At 24.5% G+C, this 22,508-nt stretch carries 20 protein-coding genes and 1 pseudogene; 16 read left to right on the forward strand and 5 right to left on the reverse strand.

Going from position 1 to position 22,508, the window contains the following annotated elements; all coding sequences use genetic code 11:
* Positions 1 to 125: 125 nt before the first annotated feature.
* Positions 126 to 401 carry a DUF6809 family protein gene (locus tag Q3304_RS02040; protein ID WP_074076126.1) on the forward strand — a complete coding sequence of 92 codons (276 nt, stop codon included), beginning with the start codon at positions 126 to 128 and terminating at the stop codon, positions 399 to 401.
* Between the two features lie 222 nt (positions 402 to 623).
* Here the strand turns inward: Q3304_RS02040 and Q3304_RS02045 are convergent, their stop codons facing one another.
* Positions 624 to 1,340: a PmeII family type II restriction endonuclease gene (locus tag Q3304_RS02045; RefSeq protein ID WP_021397334.1), complete on the reverse strand. Its 717-nt coding sequence runs from the start codon at positions 1,338 to 1,340 to the stop codon at positions 624 to 626.
* A gap of 211 nt (positions 1,341 to 1,551) precedes the next feature.
* Between Q3304_RS02045 and dcm the strand changes: the two genes are divergently transcribed.
* The 11 genes from dcm (at position 1,552) to Q3304_RS02100 (ending at position 14,151) form a co-directional block, all read left to right on the forward strand.
* Positions 1,552 to 2,982 (forward strand): DNA (cytosine-5-)-methyltransferase, encoded by a 1,431-nt coding sequence (dcm, locus tag Q3304_RS02050; RefSeq protein WP_407814592.1) that lies wholly within the window; start codon positions 1,552 to 1,554, stop codon positions 2,980 to 2,982.
* Between the two features lie 384 nt (positions 2,983 to 3,366).
* On the forward strand, positions 3,367 to 4,284 hold the full coding sequence (locus Q3304_RS02055) for an RES domain-containing protein (protein ID WP_074076128.1): 918 nt from the start codon (positions 3,367 to 3,369) through the stop codon (positions 4,282 to 4,284).
* A 260-nt stretch (positions 4,285 to 4,544) separates the two neighbouring features.
* On the forward strand, positions 4,545 to 8,288 hold the full coding sequence (locus Q3304_RS02060; protein ID WP_407814591.1) for a hypothetical protein: 3,744 nt from the start codon (positions 4,545 to 4,547) through the stop codon (positions 8,286 to 8,288).
* A 563-nt stretch (positions 8,289 to 8,851) separates the two neighbouring features.
* On the forward strand, positions 8,852 to 9,022 hold the full coding sequence (locus tag Q3304_RS02065; protein WP_407814590.1) for a hypothetical protein: 171 nt from the start codon (positions 8,852 to 8,854) through the stop codon (positions 9,020 to 9,022).
* Between the two features lie 57 nt (positions 9,023 to 9,079).
* Positions 9,080 to 9,211: a transposase gene (locus Q3304_RS02070; RefSeq protein ID WP_407814589.1), complete on the forward strand. Its 132-nt coding sequence runs from the start codon at positions 9,080 to 9,082 to the stop codon at positions 9,209 to 9,211.
* Positions 9,212 to 9,226: 15 nt separating this feature from the next.
* A complete protein-coding gene (locus tag Q3304_RS02075; protein ID WP_407814588.1) occupies positions 9,227 to 9,730 on the forward strand; it encodes a hypothetical protein in 504 nt (167 codons plus the stop codon).
* A 246-nt stretch (positions 9,731 to 9,976) separates the two neighbouring features.
* Entirely contained in the window at positions 9,977 to 10,228 is a 252-nt protein-coding gene (locus Q3304_RS02080; RefSeq protein WP_407814587.1) for a transposase, read from the forward strand.
* 35 nt (positions 10,229 to 10,263) lie between these two features.
* Positions 10,264 to 10,467 carry a transposase gene (locus Q3304_RS02085; RefSeq protein WP_407814586.1) on the forward strand — a complete coding sequence of 68 codons (204 nt, stop codon included), beginning with the start codon at positions 10,264 to 10,266 and terminating at the stop codon, positions 10,465 to 10,467.
* A 637-nt stretch (positions 10,468 to 11,104) separates the two neighbouring features.
* Entirely contained in the window at positions 11,105 to 11,317 is a 213-nt protein-coding gene (locus Q3304_RS02090; RefSeq protein ID WP_407814585.1) for a helix-turn-helix transcriptional regulator, read from the forward strand.
* Between the two features lie 339 nt (positions 11,318 to 11,656).
* Entirely contained in the window at positions 11,657 to 12,859 is a 1,203-nt protein-coding gene (locus tag Q3304_RS02095; RefSeq protein ID WP_407814584.1) for an FRG domain-containing protein, read from the forward strand.
* On the forward strand, positions 12,859 to 14,151 hold the full coding sequence (locus Q3304_RS02100; protein ID WP_407814583.1) for a DUF262 domain-containing protein: 1,293 nt from the start codon (positions 12,859 to 12,861) through the stop codon (positions 14,149 to 14,151). The genes Q3304_RS02095 and Q3304_RS02100 overlap by 1 nt, the downstream gene beginning before the upstream one ends.
* Before the next feature lie 227 nt (positions 14,152 to 14,378).
* Here Q3304_RS02100 and Q3304_RS02105 read toward each other — a convergent pair whose 3' ends face one another.
* The 4 genes and pseudogenes from Q3304_RS02105 to Q3304_RS02120 all read right to left on the reverse strand — a co-directional run.
* Positions 14,379 to 14,564, reverse strand: coding sequence for an IS3 family transposase (locus Q3304_RS02105; RefSeq protein ID WP_407814582.1), 186 nt, complete (start codon positions 14,562 to 14,564; stop codon positions 14,379 to 14,381).
* A 29-nt stretch (positions 14,565 to 14,593) separates the two neighbouring features.
* Positions 14,594 to 14,818: a hypothetical protein gene (locus Q3304_RS02110; protein ID WP_407814581.1), complete on the reverse strand. Its 225-nt coding sequence runs from the start codon at positions 14,816 to 14,818 to the stop codon at positions 14,594 to 14,596.
* Positions 14,819 to 15,084: 266 nt separating this feature from the next.
* Entirely contained in the window at positions 15,085 to 15,327 is a 243-nt protein-coding gene (locus Q3304_RS02115) for a transposase (RefSeq protein WP_083273925.1), read from the reverse strand.
* 3 nt (positions 15,328 to 15,330) lie between these two features.
* Positions 15,331 to 15,378: pseudogene (locus Q3304_RS02120) on the reverse strand (hypothetical protein); the annotation flags it as partial.
* Between the two features lie 494 nt (positions 15,379 to 15,872).
* On the opposite strand from Q3304_RS02120, the gene Q3304_RS02125 reads away from it, so the two are divergent.
* The 4 genes from Q3304_RS02125 to Q3304_RS02140 are packed head-to-tail and all read left to right on the forward strand — an operon-like array spanning position 15,873 to position 22,462.
* Complete coding sequence (locus Q3304_RS02125) at positions 15,873 to 16,883, forward strand: Wadjet anti-phage system protein JetD domain-containing protein (RefSeq protein ID WP_009891516.1); 1,011 nt, start codon at positions 15,873 to 15,875, stop codon at positions 16,881 to 16,883.
* Positions 16,883 to 18,502 carry a hypothetical protein gene (locus Q3304_RS02130; RefSeq protein WP_407814580.1) on the forward strand — a complete coding sequence of 540 codons (1,620 nt, stop codon included), beginning with the start codon at positions 16,883 to 16,885 and terminating at the stop codon, positions 18,500 to 18,502. Before Q3304_RS02125 ends, Q3304_RS02130 begins: the two co-directional genes overlap by 1 nt.
* 17 nt (positions 18,503 to 18,519) lie before the next feature.
* A complete protein-coding gene (locus Q3304_RS02135; protein ID WP_407814579.1) occupies positions 18,520 to 19,248 on the forward strand; it encodes a DUF6063 family protein in 729 nt (242 codons plus the stop codon).
* Positions 19,235 to 22,462, forward strand: a complete 3,228-nt coding sequence (locus tag Q3304_RS02140; protein ID WP_407815407.1) for a hypothetical protein — start codon at positions 19,235 to 19,237, stop codon at positions 22,460 to 22,462. Before Q3304_RS02135 ends, Q3304_RS02140 begins: the two co-directional genes overlap by 14 nt.
* The last annotated feature ends 46 nt before the right edge of the window (positions 22,463 to 22,508 follow it).

A 22,508-nucleotide genomic window follows, 5' to 3' on the forward strand; every position in this document is an offset into this window, starting at 1 on the left:
TATTAGAAAAAGGTAGTTGCCATATAAATATAACAACTACCTTTATAAATTAGGTACTTGATGTACACTAACCTAGCAACTTAAGTATATATTAAGTACCTGATTAAAGTCAAGGAGGTACTAACATGTATGATGAAATTATAGAAATATATTTTGATTATTGGATAAATGAACATATGTATAGTGATATTTTAGAAAAAGACAAATATTATACTGAATGTTGGAAAGAAATTAGAGAGATTAATAAATTATTAGAAAAGAGCTTATCAGGAGAAAATGAAATACATAAATTAATGGAATTAAATGATTTATTTAATTCTCTGATGGAATTTGAAAGAGAACTTAGTTATAAACTTGGATTTAAGACAGGAGCTATGTTTATAATTGAATTATTAAAGTAATTAGTTCAGATAGAGATATTTAAAGTTTAAATTCAAGTATTAATAAATAAAACTTATGATATATTTTAGACTTGCTAATTGTATGTATTTAAAAAGCTATAAGTGATTTTGTATTTACATAAATTAACTTATAGCTCAATTTTTATTAGAATATAAATTTGGCAAAATATATTTCATTTACTATTTTAAAAATGTAAACTATATCATTTAATCATTTTTATATTATTTTTGATTGAATAAAGATTTATCTTTAGAAATCTCATCAGCTAGATTGGATATTGTATCATTAAGTAAAATAGTACAATCCTCTTCTAAAGCAGATTGAGCAATTGTATCTATTAAATCAAAATAAAAGTTTTCATCACCAGTAAGTCTATACCAAAAATCTTGGCCAACAATTACTGGATACTCTTCATTAATTTTTTTATAGTGAGCATTAAGTTCATTTTCTGTTCCATAAAAAACGCCAACAATTAAGTCATTATAAGATAATGAAAGCCCATTTGTTCTAGCAAGTCTTTTAACTGAGCTAAAGTGGTCAATTATAGTTTTAACATCGTCTTTATTAATAGTGTTTGGTCCAGCTTTAATTTGACAGAATTTCCTTCTACCATCAATACAATCAATAAACTCTATATCAATGCCAGAAGTTGTAGATGCAAAACCATCTAAAGTGGTAATACAGAATTTTTGTAAATTAGTTCCGAAGGACGTATTAATAGAAGTGCCTAGAACTCTTGGATAAATCAATGCTTTAGCAATATCTTCAGGTTTATTTGATCCTGTTAAGAAACTAGCTAAGTATTTAACTAAAAAAGGATTTATATTAAATGCCTTTAAATTTAACTTAATAGTATTCTTTTTATGATTAGCAACCAAAATATTTGTAAAAAAATCTTTGGCTTTATCTAGTATTTCTTGTTTTTCTAATTCAGTCATAAAATAATCCCCCTAAAAAGTATTAATGTCATTATACAATATATTCCATAATATGTAAAATTATGAGGTCATATTAGGTTGTTTATAGATATTTTATTTTAAGTTTTTATAACTACTTACATAAAAATTAAAATTATGATAATATATCCTTAAATAGTTAATGTATTTTATTAACTATTTAAGGGTATATTATCTATAAGAGGTGAACTAAATGAAAAAAGTAACTATTGATAAAAATAGAGTGAGAAAAATTATGAAAGAGAAAAATATACGAAGTCAGAATCAACTGGCATTAAATATGGGCATAACGAAGAATCAGTTATCTGCAATATTATCAGAAAAATTTACACCTATAAAAAGTAATGTAGAAAAATTATGTGAAGTGTTAGATATTGGATTTGATGAAATCATGTGTGTGGAAGATGTAAATGAAAAGCAAATAAAATTTATAAATATTTGTAGCAGTAATGAAGATTATGTAGAGTATAGAGATTGTACATATAAAGAAGCTAGTGAATCTGAATTAAATTCTGAAGAGGAAAATAAAAGTAATGAACAGGTAGATATAAGTAATGTATTAGCTAAAAGACCATATACATGTGTTGAATTATTTGCAGGGGCAGGAGGATTAGCATTAGGTCTTGAAAAAGCTGGTTTTAAAGAGGTAGGCTTAGTAGAATTGGATAAATATGCTTGTGATACATTAAAATTAAATAGACCAGGTTGGAATGTTATACAGGGTGATGTTGTTAAAATAGCAGAAAACGGAATAAAAAATTATATTGATAATAATATAGAGATAGATTTGCTATCAGGTGGTTATCCATGCCAAGCATTTAGCTATGCGGGTAAGAAGCTAGGGTTAGAGGATGTAAGAGGGACATTGTTTTATTCCTATGCTAAAATTCTAGAAGAGTTAAAGCCTAAGGTGTTTTTAGCAGAGAATGTTAGAGGTCTTGTATCTCATGATGATGGAAAAACATTAAAAACTATGGTAGATGTATTTAGTGAGATTGGATACAATGTAAAATATGAAATACTAAAGGCTGTGAACTATGGAGTTGCACAAAAGAGAGAAAGAGTTATTATAATAGGAACAAGAAAAGATTTGTCACATGTGGATTTTAAGTTCCCTAAGCCGTTTGAATATGTTGCTACATTAAGAGATGCACTTAAAAATGTTCCAAAATCTGAAGGAGCTAGATATCCTGAGAGGAAGAAAAAAGTGTTAGATATGGTACCACCAGGCGGATGTTGGATAAATTTACCAGATGAGGTGGCAAGAGATTATATGGGAAAAAGTTATTATAGTGGTGGCGGAAAAAGAGGTATGGCAAGACGAATAAGTTGGGATGAACCATGCCTAACTTTAACATGTAGTCCTGCACAAAAGCAAACTGAAAGATGTCATCCAGATGAGACTAGACCATTCACAACTAGAGAATATGCTAGAATTCAAAGTTTTCCTGATGAATGGGAGTTTACAGGGTCAGTTAGCCAGGTGTACAAGCAGATAGGAAATGCAGTTCCTGTTAAGCTAGGAAAGGCTATTGGATTAAGTATAGTAGATTATCTCAATAAAATAGAAAAAATATATGTCATTGAGGAAGTTGCAATAACTGAAGAAGAGTATATAATTTAATTGTTATATAAATATTTGGATATAAACACTAAAAATACTAGTCTTAAATGGCTAGTATTTTTTGTTTTTGTGATAAAATTCTAGATTGTACTTTAGCTATATAAAAATTGAATAAAAAATTTATTAGAAAAAGGTGTTTGTAAAATATAATAATTTTTTACAAATTGTGTATTTGAGGTGTGCACAATTTAAGTATGAATTATAAGTTTTTAAAAATGCATTTTGATTATTTGACAATATCAAGGTATGATATAATAATTTTAAGAAATTTTAAAATATTTAAGATATACTATTATATAAAATTTATTATATCACTGAATTTATTTTTATAAATAGAATGCAAAGTGTAGAATTAGAAAGTACAAACTAGGGGGATTTAAAGATATGGAATTGGAATGTACATTGCATGAAAGATTGCTTTTAAGTAAAAAATCAGAATATATTGGAAATAATGTAAAGAAAAAGTGGAATGATGCGAAAGAAAAATTATCTATTGACAAAATAAAATATGATGATTTGAGTAAAATTTTATGCTTAGATTTCTACAGGAATTTTGATGATATGTTCAAGTATAGGGGAAAAGAGATAGATGTTAAATTGGGAAACATAAAAATTTTACTAAGAGGAGTAGGTGAGAAATGTAATAATTATTCTAGATTTATTCCAAATAAAAAATATGTCTCTATAAACAGATTTAATCCAAAAGATAGAGTATTTATATATTTAGGTGTTGAGTTAAAAGATAATGGCTGTAAAAATAATTTTGAGAATGTAAAAGAAACATGTATAAAAGAATTAGGAGCATATAAATTAAAGAATAATAATAATTATGTATCTATTATGGAATTTATTGTTCCAAGTGAATATACAAAATTAAAGGTATTAGATTTAACTATTGCTGATAGTTATAAGTATGATGAAATAATATCCAAAATATATTATATATCTTCAAACTTGAAGAATAAAGAAATAATTAAAAAGAAGATTAATAAGTATTTAATCTATATTTATTTGAAGCTTATATCAGATTATATATTTGAGTTAGTTGAAACTGATAATGCTAAAGAAAAAGAATACGAATATGCTCCATTCCATGTATTTGCAAATTATATCCAAAATAAAAGGTATAATGGAATTATTTTTAGAAGCACACGCAATAGTAGTGGTAAAAATTTAGTTTTATTTAATCCTACTTATGTAAATCCAAAGGGCAATATATATTTATACAAAATTAGTGGAACAAAATCAACTTTTATTGAAGAAGTAAAAAGTGTAAACAAAAACTATACTATAGATATATAGACTTAAGGTTTATCAAATATAACTATATTTAAGGAAGTGTATAATATATGATTTAAGAATTAATTGTTGATTTTGAACTAACAAATTATGAAAAAAAAATAAAATAAATTCTTATAATAGATTAGCTATATAAGTACTTTTGAATAAAATTAAAAATCAGAGTAACTGTAAATTACAAGATGATTAATCTCTCAATTTATTTAAATGCTTAACTTGAAAATATATTTTGAGTAAAAGTAATATTTGAAAGGGTGATAATTATGTCTAAACTAACTAGTATTAAAGATAAAATAAATCAATTAGAAGGAGGAGCATTTCAAGAGTTTTGTGATCAGTACCTATCACGTATTGGATATGATGGAATTTTTGAACTCGGTATGAAATCAGGAACAATGAAAACAACAACAGGAAATCCAGACACATATTTTAAAAGCAAGTTGAAATCTGGAAAGTATATATTTGTTGCTTATACAACACAACAAGCAGGTATTAATTCTAAAATAGAAGAAGATATCGTCAAATGTCTTGATAAAAAGAAGACAGGAATTGATAGAATTGATATAAGTGAGATAATATGTTGTCACACATCTTCAACATTAGATGCAGGTAAAGATAAAGAATTATATAAGATATGTGAGGAATGTGGTATATTACTTAGTTTATATGGGATTGATAGAATTGCTAATGATGTTTATCAATATTTTCCGATACTAGCTAAAGATTTTTTAGGTATAAGTATTGATACAAATCAGATATCAAGTATTGATGAGTTTATTAGAAGGTATGATTCTAATGAAATGATAGCTCCATTATCAACAAACTTTCAATTTCGTGAAAGTGAAATTAAAGAACTTGTAGAAGAAATTAAGCTTAATAGAGTTGTTGTAGTATTTGGAAAAGCTGGAGTAGGTAAGACAAGGTTTGTATTAGAGGGAATGAATAGGTTCTCAGCAGAAAATACGTATAGAATACTATGTATTCGTAGTAATGATTTGCCAATATATGAAGATTTAACATCATATATTCCAGTTCCAGGTAATTATTTGCTATTTGTAGATGATGCGAATGAACTTAATGGATTTAAGCATATATTACAATATTTAAACAAGGTAAAGCATGGATATAATGTTAAAATCATTGTAACAGTACGAGACTATGCTAGAAAATATGTCATAAATCAGATAAAAGAATTTGTTATACCAAAAAAAATTGAACTTAATAAATTGGAAGATGATGAGATAAAAGAATTTCTTAAAGAAAATTTAGAAATAATAAATGATTTATATCTAGAAAAAATAGTTAATATTGCAGAAGGCAATCCTAGAATAGCTTTTTTAGCAGGTAAATTAGCTAAAGATAATCAAAATATTAATAGTATTAGAGATGCAACTAAATTATATGAAATATATTATAGCAAATATATTCAATCAAGTGTTATATCAACTAACAATAAAATGTGTCTATCTGCTGGAATAATAGCCATTTTACATACTATTAATTTGGATTATTTAGATAAATTACATCCAATATTTGATTTATTTAATATTGATGAGTCTGAATTTATTGAAAACTTAAAATTTTTACATGGTATGGAATTTATTGACATATATTATGATAAAGTTGCACGTATATCAGATCAATGTTTGTCTAATTATATGATTTATCATACCTTTTTTGAAAAAAAACTAATTCTATTTTCAGAGATTTTAAATATAGGTTTCAAAAATTTTAGAGGTGGAATAGTTAGGATTATTAATATATTATTAAACATATTTCATTCAGAAGAAACAGAAAAGTACATATCAGAGGAAGTAAATAAGGTATGGGATATATATGAAAAAGAAGACGATGAGTTATTCTTTGAATTTTTAATGACATTCTGGAGCTTTAAACCAATTGAATCATTATTATATCTTGAACAAATGATTGAATATACAGAGATAGAAAATATTGATATACAAACAATTAATTTTGATAAGCATTTAGATTGCTTGACAGATAAAATTTTATTAACTTTAGGAGAATATAGAAATAGTGATTATATTTTAGAAGCACTTGAACTTATATTTATATATTGTAATAAAAAACAAAGTAAAGTTATTGAAATATATAAATTATTAGTTGAATACTTTGGAGTAGATAAGTATTCTTATAGTACAGATTATTATGTCTTGAAAAATACAGCTCAAATACTCTCTAAATATTGTAAGGATAATGAATTGATGAAACATTTATTTATTAATGTTGCGGAAAAATTTTTATCTTTAAATTTTTCACCTACTGAAATAAATGGAAAAAAATTTACAATATACACAATCTCAGTAGAGTTAACAAGAGGTTCTGAAGAATACAGAGATATAATTTGGACTAATCTTATTGAATTAAGTAAACATGATACTTACAAAGATAGAATTTTAAAAATTATTTTAAATTACTCACAAGGCTGGTATGAAGAAATAGATTCAAAGGTTTTAGAATTTGATTTGAAATATATTGAGTCTATAATTAAAAATGTAAGAAAGTTTAATGTTCTGATGACTTGTAAAGTATGTGATCAAATTATTAAAAAGTACAGTCATTATAACATTTTAATTAATAATAACTTCGAAGATATATTTAATGCTAAGGAATGGTCTATATACTCACTATTATCAGAAAAATATTATGAATGTAAAGTTAGTTATGAAGAGTGTGAAGAAAAAAGAAAGATAGCTATAGAAGAGTATGCTAAAGAGTGTGAAGAAGAGTATTTAAATGATTTTGTTTGTATATGTAATGATATCATTAAACAACTACCAGATGAATCTTGGAGTATTAATAATGGAATTGAATTGTTTTGCCAAGCACTAGAGCATAATAAAAGTAAATATTTGACATTTATAAATTGTTATTTCAATAGTGATTATAATTTATCTCTATATCCTGAATCAAATATAAGAAGGCTTTTTAAGCATATTGGAGTAAATAAAACACTTAAACTTATTAATCATAAAGATTTTGCTAGAAAAAATGAATGGAAGTACGCTTTTTTCGAAGCAATTCCTGAAGATGAAGTAAGTAAAGAGTGGATAGAAAAATTATTTGAATTTCTGAAAGAAGAGGATGATAAAAATATCAATGAATCTGCATATAGAAATTTGAGGTTTCTAGATAAATATATAGAGTTAAAACCAGATATATATATTAGTGTTGTGAAAATTATAAATGATAAATTTAAATATAGTCCTTTTATTGCACACATTTATTTATGTTTATTTTTTAATGAAAAAGCTTATAAACCATCTGAAATTATTAATATTTTTAAAGATAATACCTTGCTTTTGCAAGATATTTATTTCAAAAGTATAAATTATGATTTCAATCGTGATCACTCTGGAGTCTTTATTAAAGCTTTTATTGAAAATGATGATTCATGGCTATTACTATACATACAATATATTATTGGTAATATAAATAAGCTTAGAAATAGTAAAATTGATAGAATTAGTGCATGTTGGCTAAGTAGTAATTATCAACAAATATTTGATAATATTTTTTATGAACTTGAAAAATCTAGTGATATATATAAATGGAACTTAAAATCATTCTTTACAAGTATTTTAGCATGTGAAGAAAAAGAGCAAGTAAAAGCAAATAATCAAATAAGTTGGTTAAAACATATTATTTTTGATAATTGTAAAAATGAAAAAATTATTAGTATCTTTAGTTTGATTTCCGAATTAAGAGCTGATATACGTAGAGAGTGCATCATTTATTTTATTCAGTTAAATAAAGATTATGATATATTCAACAGATTAGAGCTTGAACCAAATCATTGGGGAGGAACAGGAAGCATGATTCCTTACATGGAACAAAGAATTAAATTTTATGAGTCCTTGATGACATACTTTACAGGAATAGAATTATTAAAGCACAAGAAACACATTATAGAAAATATTGAAATCTGGAAACGTAGAATTGAAAAGGAAGAAATAGAAGAGATTTTAGAGGAAAGAATATACTAGGTTATATGAACTTTAGTGATTGGTGAAAAAATAACTATAATAAAACAAGGTTTATTTGTAATCTATTATAAGAAACTTATGAAATTGTGAAATAATAATTAGCAGTTATTTTTTATAGAAAAAGGTAATATAAGTAATTTATTATATAGAATATTGAAAATCTAATGTTATATTAATTAAAAGAAGTATTTAAAAGAAAATTAAAAATAAATACCCCAACTATACCCCAATTGTAGAAAAGAAGAGTAAGAAAAACTATAAAAAGATATCTAAAAAATAAATATAAGTATTTATATAAGTAGCATTATAAAAACCAACAAAACAATCAAATAACCACTTATAGACTCCCCTCGTCTCCACCAATTTTTAAAATGAAAATAATAGCATAAAAGGAATTACTTATGTTTGGACTAAGTAATTCCTTTTATTTTGCTGAAAAGCACACAACTAGAAGGTTAATAAATAAAGAGGCTGTCGCACTAGAAAATAGTGCTACGCTATTTTTTGTATAAAAAAATAAATCCCAAGTCAAAAAGATCCTGGGATTCTTGTATAATAATTGTATGCTAAAACAAAATACTACACAAATTGATTATACTACTTATGGTGATAATTATCAATTTAAGTTACCATTAAATATTGATTACATGATTCCAAAAGATGATTCTGTAAGGTTATTAAGTCAAATTATTGAGAAGATGAATTTAGAAAAATTATATAAGACTTATTCTTGAATTAGAGGAAATAGAGTAATCTATAGACAATTTTTGAAAGTTATAATAAATATAGGTATGAACTGTATTTATTCTTCGAGAGAAATAGAAAGAACATGCAAAAGAGATATTAATTTTATGTACCTTCTAGTCGAAACCTCTGCTACAGACCATTCAACAATTGTAAAATTTCGCAGTATACATTTTTAACCAATAGGCAAAATTTTGATTGCACAATTTACAAATTCTCTTGGAGATAATAATGAAATTTCAAAAAACACAATATTTATTGATGGTACAAAAATAGAGTCATCTGCTAATAGATATACTTTTGTTTGGAAAAAAGCTATAAATAAAAATATGGCTAAAATGGTGAATAATATATCTGACTTCATAGTGAAATGTGCGATTGATGTTGGCATTAAAGTAGTTTATGAAGATAAAATTAAAATCTATCATTTAAAGAAACTAAAAGAAATATCAAAAGAAGCAAATGTAGCATTTGTTCATGGAAAAGGAAATAGAAAATTTACTATTCAAAAATCTATAGAGCAATTAAATAATTATCTTGATAGATTGAAAAAATCTACTAAAAATCTTCATATAATGGGTGAACGAAATAGTTATTTTAAAACAGATAATGATGCAACTTTTATGAGAATGAAAGAAGATCATATGAAAAATGGGCAACTGAAACTAGCATATAATATACAATTTGGTGTAGATTAAGAATATATAGTTTGGCTAAATTCAGGGAATCAAACTGCTGATACTACAACATTAATACCATTTTTAAAATCTATAGAGGAATATACTAAGTTTAAATATCCTAATGTAATAGCTGATGGTGGATATGAAAGTGAAGAAAACTATGTATTTTTAGAACATAATAATCAGTTATCTTTCATAAAACCTACAAATTATGAAATTATTAAAACTAGAAAATATAAAACTGATATTGGATGTATTGACAATATGGATTATGAAGAAGAAAATAATTATTATATTTGTAAAAATGAGAAAAAACTATTTGCTAATAAAATAATAAATAGGAAATCAAAAACAGGATATAAAAGTGCAATAACATGTTACATTTGTAAAGAGTGTAGGAATTGTCAATATAAAAGCAGTTGTATTAAGAGAAGTAATAGTAAGATTCCTCTTGAAAATAGGACTAAAAACTTACAAGTATCTAAGTCGTTTCATGAAAAAGAAAAGAAAACTTAAAGAGAATTATGAGCCCTGAGGGGGATGAACTTAGAGTGAATAGAAGTATACAAGCAGAAGGAGCTTTCGCTCAAGTAAAACAAAATATGAGATTTAGAAGATTTTTAAGCCGAGGTAAAGAAAATGTTCTATCAGAATGTATTATCGTAGCGATAGCTCACAATATTTCTAGGTTACACAATAAAATATTAAAAAATAAATGTGGAATATATCTTCATCATTTAAAAAAAGTATTCTAAATTTATTATTTATAATCAAATATTATCTGAAAAAATGGTATTTTTGTATCTTTATTTGTCATGCATAATTTTACTTAGAACAGAAACTTTATATAAAACAATTGAAAATATACATATTAAGATAATTAGAAAAGAGCTTTCACAGAACAAATTTAATTTGATCATGCGGCAGCTCCATATTGAGATGCATTTAGGTTGTATAATTTTTCAATATTACATGTTTATTAGGATAATAGTTAGTAAATGATATGATTGAGAGAATAGATATAATAAACTAATCTAGTCTTGTATTGCAATGTTTATTAAAGAATATATTTTTAAAGATCCAAGTACTGCATCTCTTCCAGAATTGAGTTGGTTAATAGTTTTTTGATGCTATGCAATTTATAATGAAAAGTATAATGATTTAGTTGATGAATCATCAGAATTTATACCATCAAAGGTTAATCAGATTGCAATAAAAATAATGATATATTCTATAGTTATAATATCTATTTTCTTTGCAACCTCTCATACAAGGAATATAAATATATCAAACTTGGACATGGGTATAATTCTCATTGCAGTTTTATTTATACAGTTTTTATTTAAATTAATTTTGTATGTATATTTTGATAAAAGGGAGATACGTAACTAAGTGGTAATATTGGTGAAAACAAAAATTAAAGAATATAGAGAAAAACTCCTTATGACACAAAATGAACTTGCTAAATCAGTTAGGGTAAGATGTGAGACTATTGTACACTTAGAAAATGGAAAATATAATCCTTCTTTAAAGTTAGTGATAGATATTGCTAAAGTATTCAATACTACAGTAGAAAATTTGTCTGAATTTATTGAAGAAGGATAGTGGATAGATTATAAATAGTTATAAGATGGTTAATGAAATATAGTTACTTAATTATTAAGTGTGTTAGAAATATTTATATGTAACACAATGTGTAGTTAAGATTATCTTATCTCATCTAAGACTTTAATTTTTCTTCCCATAAAGGGGGTATATCAATTCTCTAGTGTGGTAGCCCATTTGTTATTGATTTAAATTTATAATATATATTAATAGATGATACTTAAAAATTTTATAAAATATCTAAGTTGTCATAAATAAAACGATATATCTAACCGAATATGGTAAAATTTGTTGTAATGTAGATAAGTTAGAGTAAAAATAATTTTAATGGGGGAAAAAATGCAGTCAGTAATATGTAAAATTTTTGATAATAAATTACTAATTAGTAATGACTTAAGCGAGAAGGATGATGTATTATATGAGATAATGGATAAATTTATAGATGATATTGAATATATTTCAAAATTAGGGGATGAGCAAATTAAAAGTATGCTTATGGAGGTAAATAAATTTGAAGAAGATTCAACTGAATTTGAACTATATATGAAAAACTTATGCTATTTAAAGCAATCATATTTTATAGATACTAATGATAAAAGTGAAATAAATTCTATAGATATAGATATATTAAAAAATGTTAAAATAGAGGACTTAGTTGATATAACTAATATTAAGTTAGAACGAAATTTAAATATAAATATAGAACATATATCTAAAGCTGTAAATAAAATATATGAAGAAAATGAAAAGTGGAAAGAGTATAATATACAAAATACTATGTCTAAATATATAGGTATACCTGAATCAGAAGTTATATTTATATCAAATTTGAGTCAGTATGTTTCATTTTTATCTGAACTAGATAACGCAGGCGACTATGTATCTAGAGGGCAAAAAGATTGTATGTATGAATTATTACCATCATTACATAGAAAATATAAAAAAGACTATGGTATACATTCAGATGAATATGAGGAAGCATTCAAACAAAAAATAATTTATTATGATAAGGAAATAAAAAATAGATCGAGTGAAGAATTAAGAGCTGAAGGGCAACATTTTGGATTACCAACAGAATATTTAGATTTCACAGAAGCTCATTTAATATCATTATTGTTTGCAATAGAAGACTATAAATATACAAAACAACATTCAATTGTGTACTTTATAGACTCGATTTCTTACAATACTGACACTATAAAAAGATCTGAGAAGTTAGTAAATTATTCAGATACATCTGCAATAGATAATTGTAGTAAATTTTCATCAAGATCATTTTTTATAAAGGTAGGGAATTCAAATGAAAGAATACATTTTCAAAAAGGATGTTTCCTAAAAGTATCATCAGAAGATAAAGGCGAATTTAAGGAAAAATTAAAAAAGTATTGTAAAGTAGTAGTTATTAATAAAGATGCTAAAAAAGAAATATTAAAAGAATTATTTAATTTAGGTATTACATTTGAAAATATTTATCCAGATAAAGATAATGTAGTTAAATCTATAAAATTCTATTATGATGAGATAGTAGGGGGAAATTTATAATGAGAGAACAATTTAAAAATTCTATAAAAAATATTAAATCAAACAGACCTCTTGTATCAGTCCAAGATATTGTGAATTTTATTGATAAAGGAGAAAAGTACTTGAAATTATCAATAGATGAAATAGATGAAATGGAAATTTTACAAGGAATAGTTATGAGTCCTGATTATCAACGTACATATAAATCATCAAACAAGGAAGAAAGTTCCATAATTGAATCTCTTTTAATTGGAATACCAATACCTGAAATATTTCTTGTAAAAATAGGTGTAAATGATATGCAAATAAGACATGTAATGGATGGGCAGCATCGTCTGAATGCTATATATAGGTATGTTAAGAATAAATATCCACTTAAAAATTTAGATATATTAGGCAATGACCCACTATATGATAATAAAAGGTTTTCAGAATTAGAGAAAAAAGATAAAATTAAAATATTAGGAAGTCATTTATCAATTCTAGAATTTGATGGTTTTGATAATCCAGAAATAGAAATAGAATTATTTAAAAGATATAACAGAAATACAAAACCATTAGAGATGCAAGAAATCGAGATGGCAACATATTTTTCAGAAACTAGTAAGTATATAAGTAAATTTATAAATACTCTAATAAAAGATAAATATGAGGGTGAAATAGATAAATCAGAATATAAATATGCTAATTACAAATCAGATTTACTTAGAATATATAACATAACTAAATCTCGTAATGATAAACAAAAAAATCATCAAGAAATATGTATAATATTTAGTATTTTAGAAAATGGGCTACAAGAAAATATCAGAGATGGAGTTACAGCCTCTAAGAAATTTTTAGAGTATAAGTCAATTCAGTATAAAAATAATGAAAGTGAAAAATTAGAGTTATTAAAAGATAAGTTTGATGAGTTTAATAGGATGATACTGAAAATATCTGAGAAGATAGAATATCCATTCTCAACAAGTTTAATATCTGATGATAAGCAAAGACAAAGTAAATACTTGATAGGAGTATCTATTGTGTTGGCTTCTATTTGTTATTATTATGATATAGACTTGGAAAATAATTATTTAATACAAGATATTAAAAAAATAATATCTTGTTCACCCATAGCAGATATAGAATATAAGGCGTCTTCAACTAATATGAAAAATATGATTCTATACTTATTTATAAAGAATAAAATACAAGATAATAAATTTGAATCATTAAATTTAAAAAGAGATAAAATTAAAGAAATAAATACTTTAGTAATGAATAATGATGTTTATTTAAATGAACAGACAAGGCTATTAGAAATATATTAACAAGTTATAAAATAAATCATGGTAATATAAAATAATTCGTGCTTTTTAAGGTTAATAAAAATCTTCTTTATGGCAATTATTTAAATATAATCAAATGTCGTAAAGGAGATTTTTTATGAACACTTTAAGAAAACAATTAGCCAAAGAAATTATATCAGATATCTAAAAAAGAGCATGTCAAATAAAACCCTAGGTATTTAAATTTTTTTAGAGCTACTTAAAATAAATTATGCTATCTCTGTATTTAAATATTTCCTAAATGCAAATGGAGACATAGAATTTAATCTCTTTTGATATCTAAAATTATTATAGTAATATATATAATCCTCTATTGTTTTGACTAATTGTTCGTATGTATCAAGTTTTCTTAAATAGCACATTTCCACTTTTAAAATTCTCCAAAATCCTTCCATAGGAGCATTATCAATACAACGATCAACTCTTACATACTTTGTATCATGCCTTGTGTTAAAAGTTTTGATTTAAATACCTTACTAGTATACTGGAAACTTTTATCATTATGAAAAATAGGTTTTGCATTTGGATATAGCTCTATTGCTTTATCAAAAGTTTCTAACACCAAGTTATTGTTATTTGACTTTCCAATAACATATGAAACTATACTTCTATCGTCTAAATCTAGAATTGTGCTTAAATAGGCCTTCATCCCATTGGTTAATTTAAATTCAGTTACACCTATTAATCATTTTTGAGAGGTTTTATCCGCACTAAATTTTTTACTTAATACATTTTCCGCGATCACTTCTGGCGTACATTTAACATAACTAAATTTCTTTTTTCTGCAAACAGAACTTAAGCCTACGGCTCTCATTAGTCTGTACACTCTCTACAATCTTTAACAATTTCAACTCTTTCATCTAATGCTGTTTTTCTAGTCTCCATAAAGATTTCTCCCTTCGAGGTTTCTTTTATCTACTTATGAGGATTATACTCTTTACCCCAAGCTTTTAGTGAATAAACTGATCTCATTTTATATTTTTTTGAGATTGTGTCATAAGATCCTTCACCATTTAGATAAGATTTTATAGCATTCAATTTAAATTCTTCACAATAGCATAATTTACAACTTTGTTTTATTAAACCATCATTTCCAAAAGCTTCATAATTTCGCATCCACTCTCTGAATGTACGTTTTCCAATATTTAATTCTTCCATTATTTTTATTACTGTATTCTCACCTTTTAAATATGATTCAATTGCTTCGATTTTTTTGCTCTGAGGATATCTTAGTTTTAGATAGTCTTACATATTTTAACTGTCTCCTAAGATGAGTATAGTTCATTCATCATCAGTTCACCTTCTTCCCACTTACTGTAGGAACTAGGACTATATGAAACCCATTCATAGATTGTAGTTTCTTCTGTCGCATTATAGCGCAGAATAGTAAATTCATGTGAAATTTTATTTTGAATTTACTATTTATATATAAATGAAAAGTGGTCTTATTTTCAATTAAAATTTGGAACAATTTTGGGTTGACATCTACAATTAAGGATTTAAGTTTTTGTTATACTAATAAATAAAGACAGAGATTCAAAATATATAAATAATACTTAAACTAGTGCTGATAGATTTTCTTTAAGTTCTAGTTTTTTTATTGCCATTATCTAATATGTACTATTTTATGTACAGTCAATATAATCTGAAATTGTAAAATGGTGTATAATATAGTTATAAGTAAAGAAGGGATTTAAACATGTATGATTACAAAAATAAAAAAGACTTATATATACCTTAAGGAAATACAAAAAATATACAAAATCAATGAGCATAAAGAACTAGTACACATAATAAAAAAACTAATAAATGATAATAAAATAAAACCAATAAAAACCTCAGATCTAACACCTCAGCATGAGCAATTATATACAAAGTATAGAATAATAAAACAAGAAACAGAAGAAGATAAAAAGATATTAGAAGAAATAAATTACAAAATATGTGATAAATTAAGTATAGATTATTATAGAAAAAACTTAGTACACTATAAAAACAATAGAGTTGCAATAATGGATTTAAATAGTTATCTTATTAAAAAATCTGATAATCTATCAAAGAAAATATCGATTAACGAAAGATCTTATGAAATATTCAAGGATGAGAAATTCATAAGTAGTAAAGTAGGAAAAGAAGTACTAAAAAACTTAAAAATAGATCTAATAAAGGATTTAAACGTATATAAGACACCAGAGCCATTCATATATTTATCAATAAATCGTATATCTCCACAAAAAATATTAATTATAGAAAATAAAGACACTTACATAACAATAACAAAAATGCTATTAGAAGGAAAAGAAATACTTAAAAATAAAATAGATACCGTTATATACGGAGAAGGAAAAAAAATAATCAACAGTATTAAAGGATTAAAGGAAGATATAACAATTGAATATCTTACAAATAAAGAAAATGAATTTTTATATTGGGGAGATATAGATAAAACTGGATTATCAATATACACTTCCCTAAAAGATACCAATGAAATTAATAATATAAGATTATTTGAAGTTGCTTATGAGCATATGATAGATAAAACAAAGGAAAATACCTTGAGGAATATTCCAAAAAATCAAAAAGATAATTTTGAATGTGGATTAGAAAATATTAATAACCTAAACTTAAAAGAAAGTATTAAAAATATTTTAGTACAAGGAAAATACATACCTCAAGAAGCTCTAAATAGATTCGACTTGGAGGAATATAACTAATGGAAATGATTAATATTTTAGAAGGTTACAATAAGAGAGTAAACTGTATAGGATCTTATTATCTTATTGCAACTCTTGCTAACAATAGAAATAAATTTAAAGAATTTGACAACATTCAATTTTACAATTTATTAATTCAAGTTTTGTGTCATATATTTGATAGATCTCTTAGAAGAAAGAACTGTTTAAGAGATGATATTAAGGATTTTATTGAAGAAATAAATCGTATGGATTATAAAATAATGCTTTCAGAGGATGACTTAAAGGATTTAGCAAACTATATAATTAATGGATTAACCAATAGTGGTAAAGTATATCTATTTACCTACTATTCTTTAGAACAAGAAAAACATATAGATGAAAGTATTAAAATTATAGAAGATAAAAATGTAAAAATAAATAATCAGGAAAGACTATCCTACTCCTTAACAACAGAGGGTTATAGATTGTTGTTATCAACAAAAGAATATGATGAACTATTCCAAATTCAAATATCACAAATGATTGCAAAGTTAAGGATAGAAAAGGGTGATTATCAAGGCGCAAAGGAAGATATTTACGATATAATAAATACCTTAGAGATTCAGCAACAGAAAATTGATAATTATATAAAAATAATAAAAGTAAATATACTATATATAAAAGAAGAAAAATATTCAACAGTAATAGATATAACTGTAGAAACACTTTTAGAAGAAATGGACAAATATGAAGAATTAAAAAAAGAAGTAAAACTATTAATCAAAGATAAAGAGGACTACTTGGAAAAGGATGAGGATATAGACAAAGAAAAGATAAAAAATATAAGAACTCAACTATTACAAATGAAAGAATTAATAGATGGAATAGTTTCAGCAAAGTCTACAGCCACAAATTTGTTATCTAGAGTTCAAGATTTTAGAGAAGAATTTAAAGAAATACTTAAAAAACTATTAACAACTCCAGTACTTAAAAGATTCAATTTCAAGGAAGAAATTTTAGATAGACTTGAAAAAGACAGTGATTTTTTATTGATAATAAGAGAATTATATATATCTTTATTTAAAGTAGAGTTGCCAAATCGATTTAATATTGGAGTGGCATATCAAGAACAGAAATTATTAAATACTAGAGAAATTGAAAATGAAATAGTTAATGAAGAAGAGTTAGAAATTATTGAAAATAAAGAGAAGGAGGAACGTATAAATTATTGTGAAAATTACTATTTTGATTTTTTTAAATACTTAATTAAATATGGACTTGAAAAAGGACAATTTACATTAGAAGAATTTCTAAAAAATTATCTGAAATATGACAAAGTTATTTACTTAGAAATAACTAAAGACTCCAAATTGATGAGAGATATAATAATTTACTTTGCTAATCAAAGGGAAAGTATCAATATCAAAAAGATAATCAGAATGTTAGAAAATAGTACCTTCTCACCAAATACAGATTTTCAAATTGAAAGATTAATAGAACGTTTATTAGTAGAAGATTTTGAACTATTAAATAGCGTTAGCCATATTAAAAGTAATAAAATATTTGAAGATGAAATGAAAATAAATACTGAAATAAATTTAGAAACTATGACTGCAGTTAAGCTAGAAATAGCAAATATAAAATTTGAAATAATCTAAATATAAGGGGAAATACAATGAATATATCTTTAAATGACTATAAAATAGCCAATGAAATATTTTATAGATTACTTAAAAAAAGTGAGTTAAAAGAAAAAGAAGCTAAAGAATTATTTTTAGCTTATATAAATAACAATAATGTAAGGTATGCTTTAGAGGCAATTTGTGAAGTATCTAAAATAAAAATAATATTAATTTCAGATACCTTATACTTAATACCAAATAATGACAATAATATTTTTGGGTTTGACTATAGAAGAGAATCTTTATTAGGGAAAGATTTAAAAGATAGTTATTTAGGATATTTGATAATGACAATAATATTTTCTGAATTTACAAATGGGGTAGCACCAGCATCATATATTCAAGTATTAAACTTACTGGATTTAGTACAAGAATCCTTAGAACGTTCAATAGCTCGTGATAATCTAGAAGAAATAGAAAAATCATGTGAGTTTAATATAACTATCTTAAAGAACTATTGGGAAAGTAAAAGAAAGTGGGACGAATCTAGTAAGAAAGGAATAGAAACAACATCAGCAGATTTCCAAATAGGGTTTATTAGAAAAATAATTAATTTCTTAAAAAATGAAGGCTTAATTGTACACATTGAGGATGAAGATAAGATAAAACCAACTAGAAGATTTCTTGATCTTATGAATAATTATTTTTTAGATGAAGAAAGGACAGTATTAATAGAAAAACTAGTTTTAAGAAAAGGGGAAAGTATTAATGCCAGTAATTAATAAATACAAAATTATAAATTTTAAATTTGGTATGGGACAAGAAAGAATACTTAGTAACAGAACCATGGAACTGTATGGAGAAAACTTACAAGTAGAAGCAGAAAATACAGCAGGCAAAACTATGAGTATTCAAACTATCATACAAAGTATTTGTCCACTATCGGATGTAGCCAAACCGTTTACTGCAATATATAATAAAAAAGAACCATTATACTCAATGACTGAATGGTTGCTAGATGATGGTAAAACATTATTATTAACGGGAATAGGATTTGAGAGAAAGGCTGGATCATCTAAAGAAGAAGGGAAAGAAAAAAAGGACAATTTATACAAATACTTTATGTTTATTATAGAAGAATCTAAAGAAATGGAGGTTGATATAGATAATATACCTTTATTAAAAAACAATGACAAAGGTATAAGGATAGTACAACCTTTAACGGACTCACAAGACTATATAAAAATGCTAAGAGATAAGTATGGAAAAAACAAAGTACACTTCTTTAATAATTACTTAAGAAAACAACATAGAGAAAAATTAGAAGAATATGGGATTAACCAAAGTGAATGGAAAGAAATTATTATAAAACTTAATAGTAATAACAAAGAAGGTGGACTATCAGACTTTGTTAAAGAACATAATACTTCAGAAAAACTTATAAGAGATAAAATATTACCTTTAATAGAGATAAGCTTAACAACAGAAGAATTCGCTCCAATATTGCAAATTAAGGAACAAGTAAGAAAGTGTATAAATAATATTATAGACATGAATGAAAAATTATCAGATTATGAAAACTATAGAGATTTAAACATTAGAGTTGAAAGTTTACAAAATAAAATAAATAAGATCCTATTCATAGAAGAAGATAAAAATAATGTATTAGGAGAATTAGCTAATCTATATGTACATATAGAAAATAAACGCAATGAATTAAATGAAGAAATAAAACAGTATCAAAAAATGAAAGCATCAAAAGAAGAGGAATTTAAGATAGTAGAATATGAAGAAGATAGCTATGAGTATTTTAGAAAAGAAAAAGAGATACAAGATACTCAGGTAGAATTTGATAAAGCCAAAAATGAATTAAATGATAAAATAGAAGAACTAGAATTAGATGAACAATATTTAAATATATCAAAGTTCAAAAGAAAAAAGAAGGGGCTAGAAGAAGGGGAAAAAGATAAGATAGAAAAAGAAAGTGAAAAACAAAGAAAAGAGGTAAATCAAGAAGAAATAATGGCTATTATAAATTGTCTAGGTAGCAGTATTCATTATTGTTTAAAGGAAGAAAGTATTATAAATAATGAAAAATTTAAAGAAAATACAAACAACAATATAGCTATACAAGAAAAAAAGAATCAACTTAATGATGACAAAAGTAAGCTCACAAAAGTATTGATAAGTAAAAATTCAGAAATTAAATATATAGAAGGCAAAGAACGTGATTTTAATAATCAACTACATGAATTTAAACTTAATAACACTGATATTAAAGACTTTATTTCTAATAATTTTTTAGGCGAAGTAATAGACTATACTAGGTATATAAATTATTTAAATATAAAAGTAAAATCAATAGAAGAAAATCTTGAATCGAAAGTCATGCAAATAGAAGAATCGAATAAACTTAAGGATGATATAAATGAAGCTATAAATAATCTTAAATTAGATAATCATGAATCTGATATGAAACTGCAAGTATTAAAAACTAGAAAGAAAGATATAGATAATTTTAAAGAAAAATATAAGATCATTAAAACAAGATTTGAAATAGACAATGAATTAGATAACTCTACTAAACTATATAAAGAGGTAAAACAAGAGCTTAACAAAATGGAACTTCAAGTACAGGACTTAGAAAATAATAAAAAGCAATTAGAAAAAGAGCTAGAAGATTTACAAAATTATAAAGATATAATTTTCGAAGAAGAAATATTAACAGATCTAGAAAGAAATGGAATAAAACCTATTGAAGGCATGAAATATCTATTAACCTTAGATGGAGATTTAGAATACAAAAATAATCTCATATCTAAAAATCCATTGCTACCATATTCTATAATAATTACAAATAAAGAGTATCAAAAACTGAAGCAAATAAACTTAAAAAATAAAACTAAAATCTCAATGCCTATATTTGTAAGAGATAACATAGAAGATACTTTTATAACTACATCTAGTAACCTTGTAATTAGTAATGGATTAAATATACTATCTTCTTTCGATAACAAAGCTTTAGATCCTGAAAAAAGAGAAAAGGATATGAATCTAATCAAAGAACAAATAAATAGTATTCGAGATAAAGTGGAGCAATATAAAGCAGAAATTGAAATATTAGAAGAATTTAAATTTCTAACTAATAAAATTGATTTTACAGCTGAAGACTTATCCATAGATGCGAAAATTGAAAATTATAAAAAAACTATATTTGAAATAAACAATAAAATTAAGAGTAATGAAAATAATGAGAAGAATTTATCTAATAAAATTAAAGAACTTTACGAAAATAAAGAAAAGCTATTAAATAACAAGAATATATTATTTAATAAATTGAAGGACATTAGAAATATACAAGATACATATTCTATAATTTTAGAAAATAAAAATGAAATAACTAAGTTAAAAACAAGTATTGAAAAAATCGAAGAAGAAAAAAAAGTTATTAAAAAATCAATAGAAGATATTGATGTTAATATATTTAATTTAAAGTCAGAAAAAGATAGGATAAATAGGCATATAGATGATACAGAAAGCAAGATAAATAAATTTGAGATTTATGAACCTATTAAACTTGAAAATGCTAAATTAGAAGAATTAGAAATAAAATACAAGAAATACTTAGAAGACCCTACAAAAAAAGAGATTGAAACATTAAATTATGAAATCTCAGTTTGCTTAAAAAGAATAAAGAGTATTACTATAGAGTTAGAAGAATTTAGACAACTTATTAGTATTGATAATTTTGAAAATATACCTATATTATTCACAATAGAAGAACTTAATAAAAGAATAGTTTTAAATAAAAGTAAGGTTGATGAACTAGGAAAACTTAAATATAGTATTAAAAGCGACATAGATAAAAATCAAGGTTCATTAAACACTAAGAGGGAGGAGATACTTAAAAAATTTAATGGAAAAGAACCTTTATCTACTAGCTTAATAGTGAACTTTAATTTTGAAGAAAGAAAAATAGATATAAAAAAGATATAAAGGATATTGGTGAAATTATAGAAGGTAATAGAACTACTTGTCAAAA

This window comes from Clostridioides sp. GD02377 (assembly GCF_045899875.1).
Taxonomy (GTDB): domain Bacteria; phylum Bacillota; class Clostridia; order Peptostreptococcales; family Peptostreptococcaceae; genus Clostridioides; species Clostridioides difficile_A.

Excerpts from the sequence above, each read along its gene's own strand:
- Q3304_RS02040 (WP_074076126.1), top strand. The coding sequence starts at position 126 with ATGTATGATGAAATTATAGAAATATATTTTGATTATTGGATAAATGAA.
- Q3304_RS02045 (WP_021397334.1), bottom strand. The coding sequence starts at position 1,340 with ATGACTGAATTAGAAAAACAAGAAATACTAGATAAAGCCAAAGATTTT.
- dcm (WP_407814592.1), top strand. The coding sequence starts at position 1,552 with ATGAAAAAAGTAACTATTGATAAAAATAGAGTGAGAAAAATTATGAAA.
- Q3304_RS02055 (WP_074076128.1), top strand. The coding sequence starts at position 3,367 with ATGGAATTGGAATGTACATTGCATGAAAGATTGCTTTTAAGTAAAAAA.
- Q3304_RS02060 (WP_407814591.1), top strand. The coding sequence starts at position 4,545 with ATGTCTAAACTAACTAGTATTAAAGATAAAATAAATCAATTAGAAGGA.
- Q3304_RS02065 (WP_407814590.1), top strand. The coding sequence starts at position 8,852 with ATGCTAAAACAAAATACTACACAAATTGATTATACTACTTATGGTGAT.
- Q3304_RS02070 (WP_407814589.1), top strand. The coding sequence starts at position 9,080 with ATGAACTGTATTTATTCTTCGAGAGAAATAGAAAGAACATGCAAAAGA.
- Q3304_RS02080 (WP_407814587.1), top strand. The coding sequence starts at position 9,977 with ATGGATTATGAAGAAGAAAATAATTATTATATTTGTAAAAATGAGAAA.
- Q3304_RS02095 (WP_407814584.1), top strand. The coding sequence starts at position 11,657 with ATGCAGTCAGTAATATGTAAAATTTTTGATAATAAATTACTAATTAGT.
- Q3304_RS02100 (WP_407814583.1), top strand. The coding sequence starts at position 12,859 with ATGAGAGAACAATTTAAAAATTCTATAAAAAATATTAAATCAAACAGA.
- Q3304_RS02105 (WP_407814582.1), bottom strand. The coding sequence starts at position 14,564 with ATGGAAGGATTTTGGAGAATTTTAAAAGTGGAAATGTGCTATTTAAGA.
- Q3304_RS02110 (WP_407814581.1), bottom strand. The coding sequence starts at position 14,818 with ATGAAGGCCTATTTAAGCACAATTCTAGATTTAGACGATAGAAGTATA.
- Q3304_RS02115 (WP_083273925.1), bottom strand. The coding sequence starts at position 15,327 with ATGGAAGAATTAAATATTGGAAAACGTACATTCAGAGAGTGGATGCGA.
- Q3304_RS02125 (WP_009891516.1), top strand. The coding sequence starts at position 15,873 with ATGATTACAAAAATAAAAAAGACTTATATATACCTTAAGGAAATACAA.
- Q3304_RS02130 (WP_407814580.1), top strand. The coding sequence starts at position 16,883 with ATGGAAATGATTAATATTTTAGAAGGTTACAATAAGAGAGTAAACTGT.
- Q3304_RS02135 (WP_407814579.1), top strand. The coding sequence starts at position 18,520 with ATGAATATATCTTTAAATGACTATAAAATAGCCAATGAAATATTTTAT.
- Q3304_RS02140 (WP_407815407.1), top strand. The coding sequence starts at position 19,235 with ATGCCAGTAATTAATAAATACAAAATTATAAATTTTAAATTTGGTATG.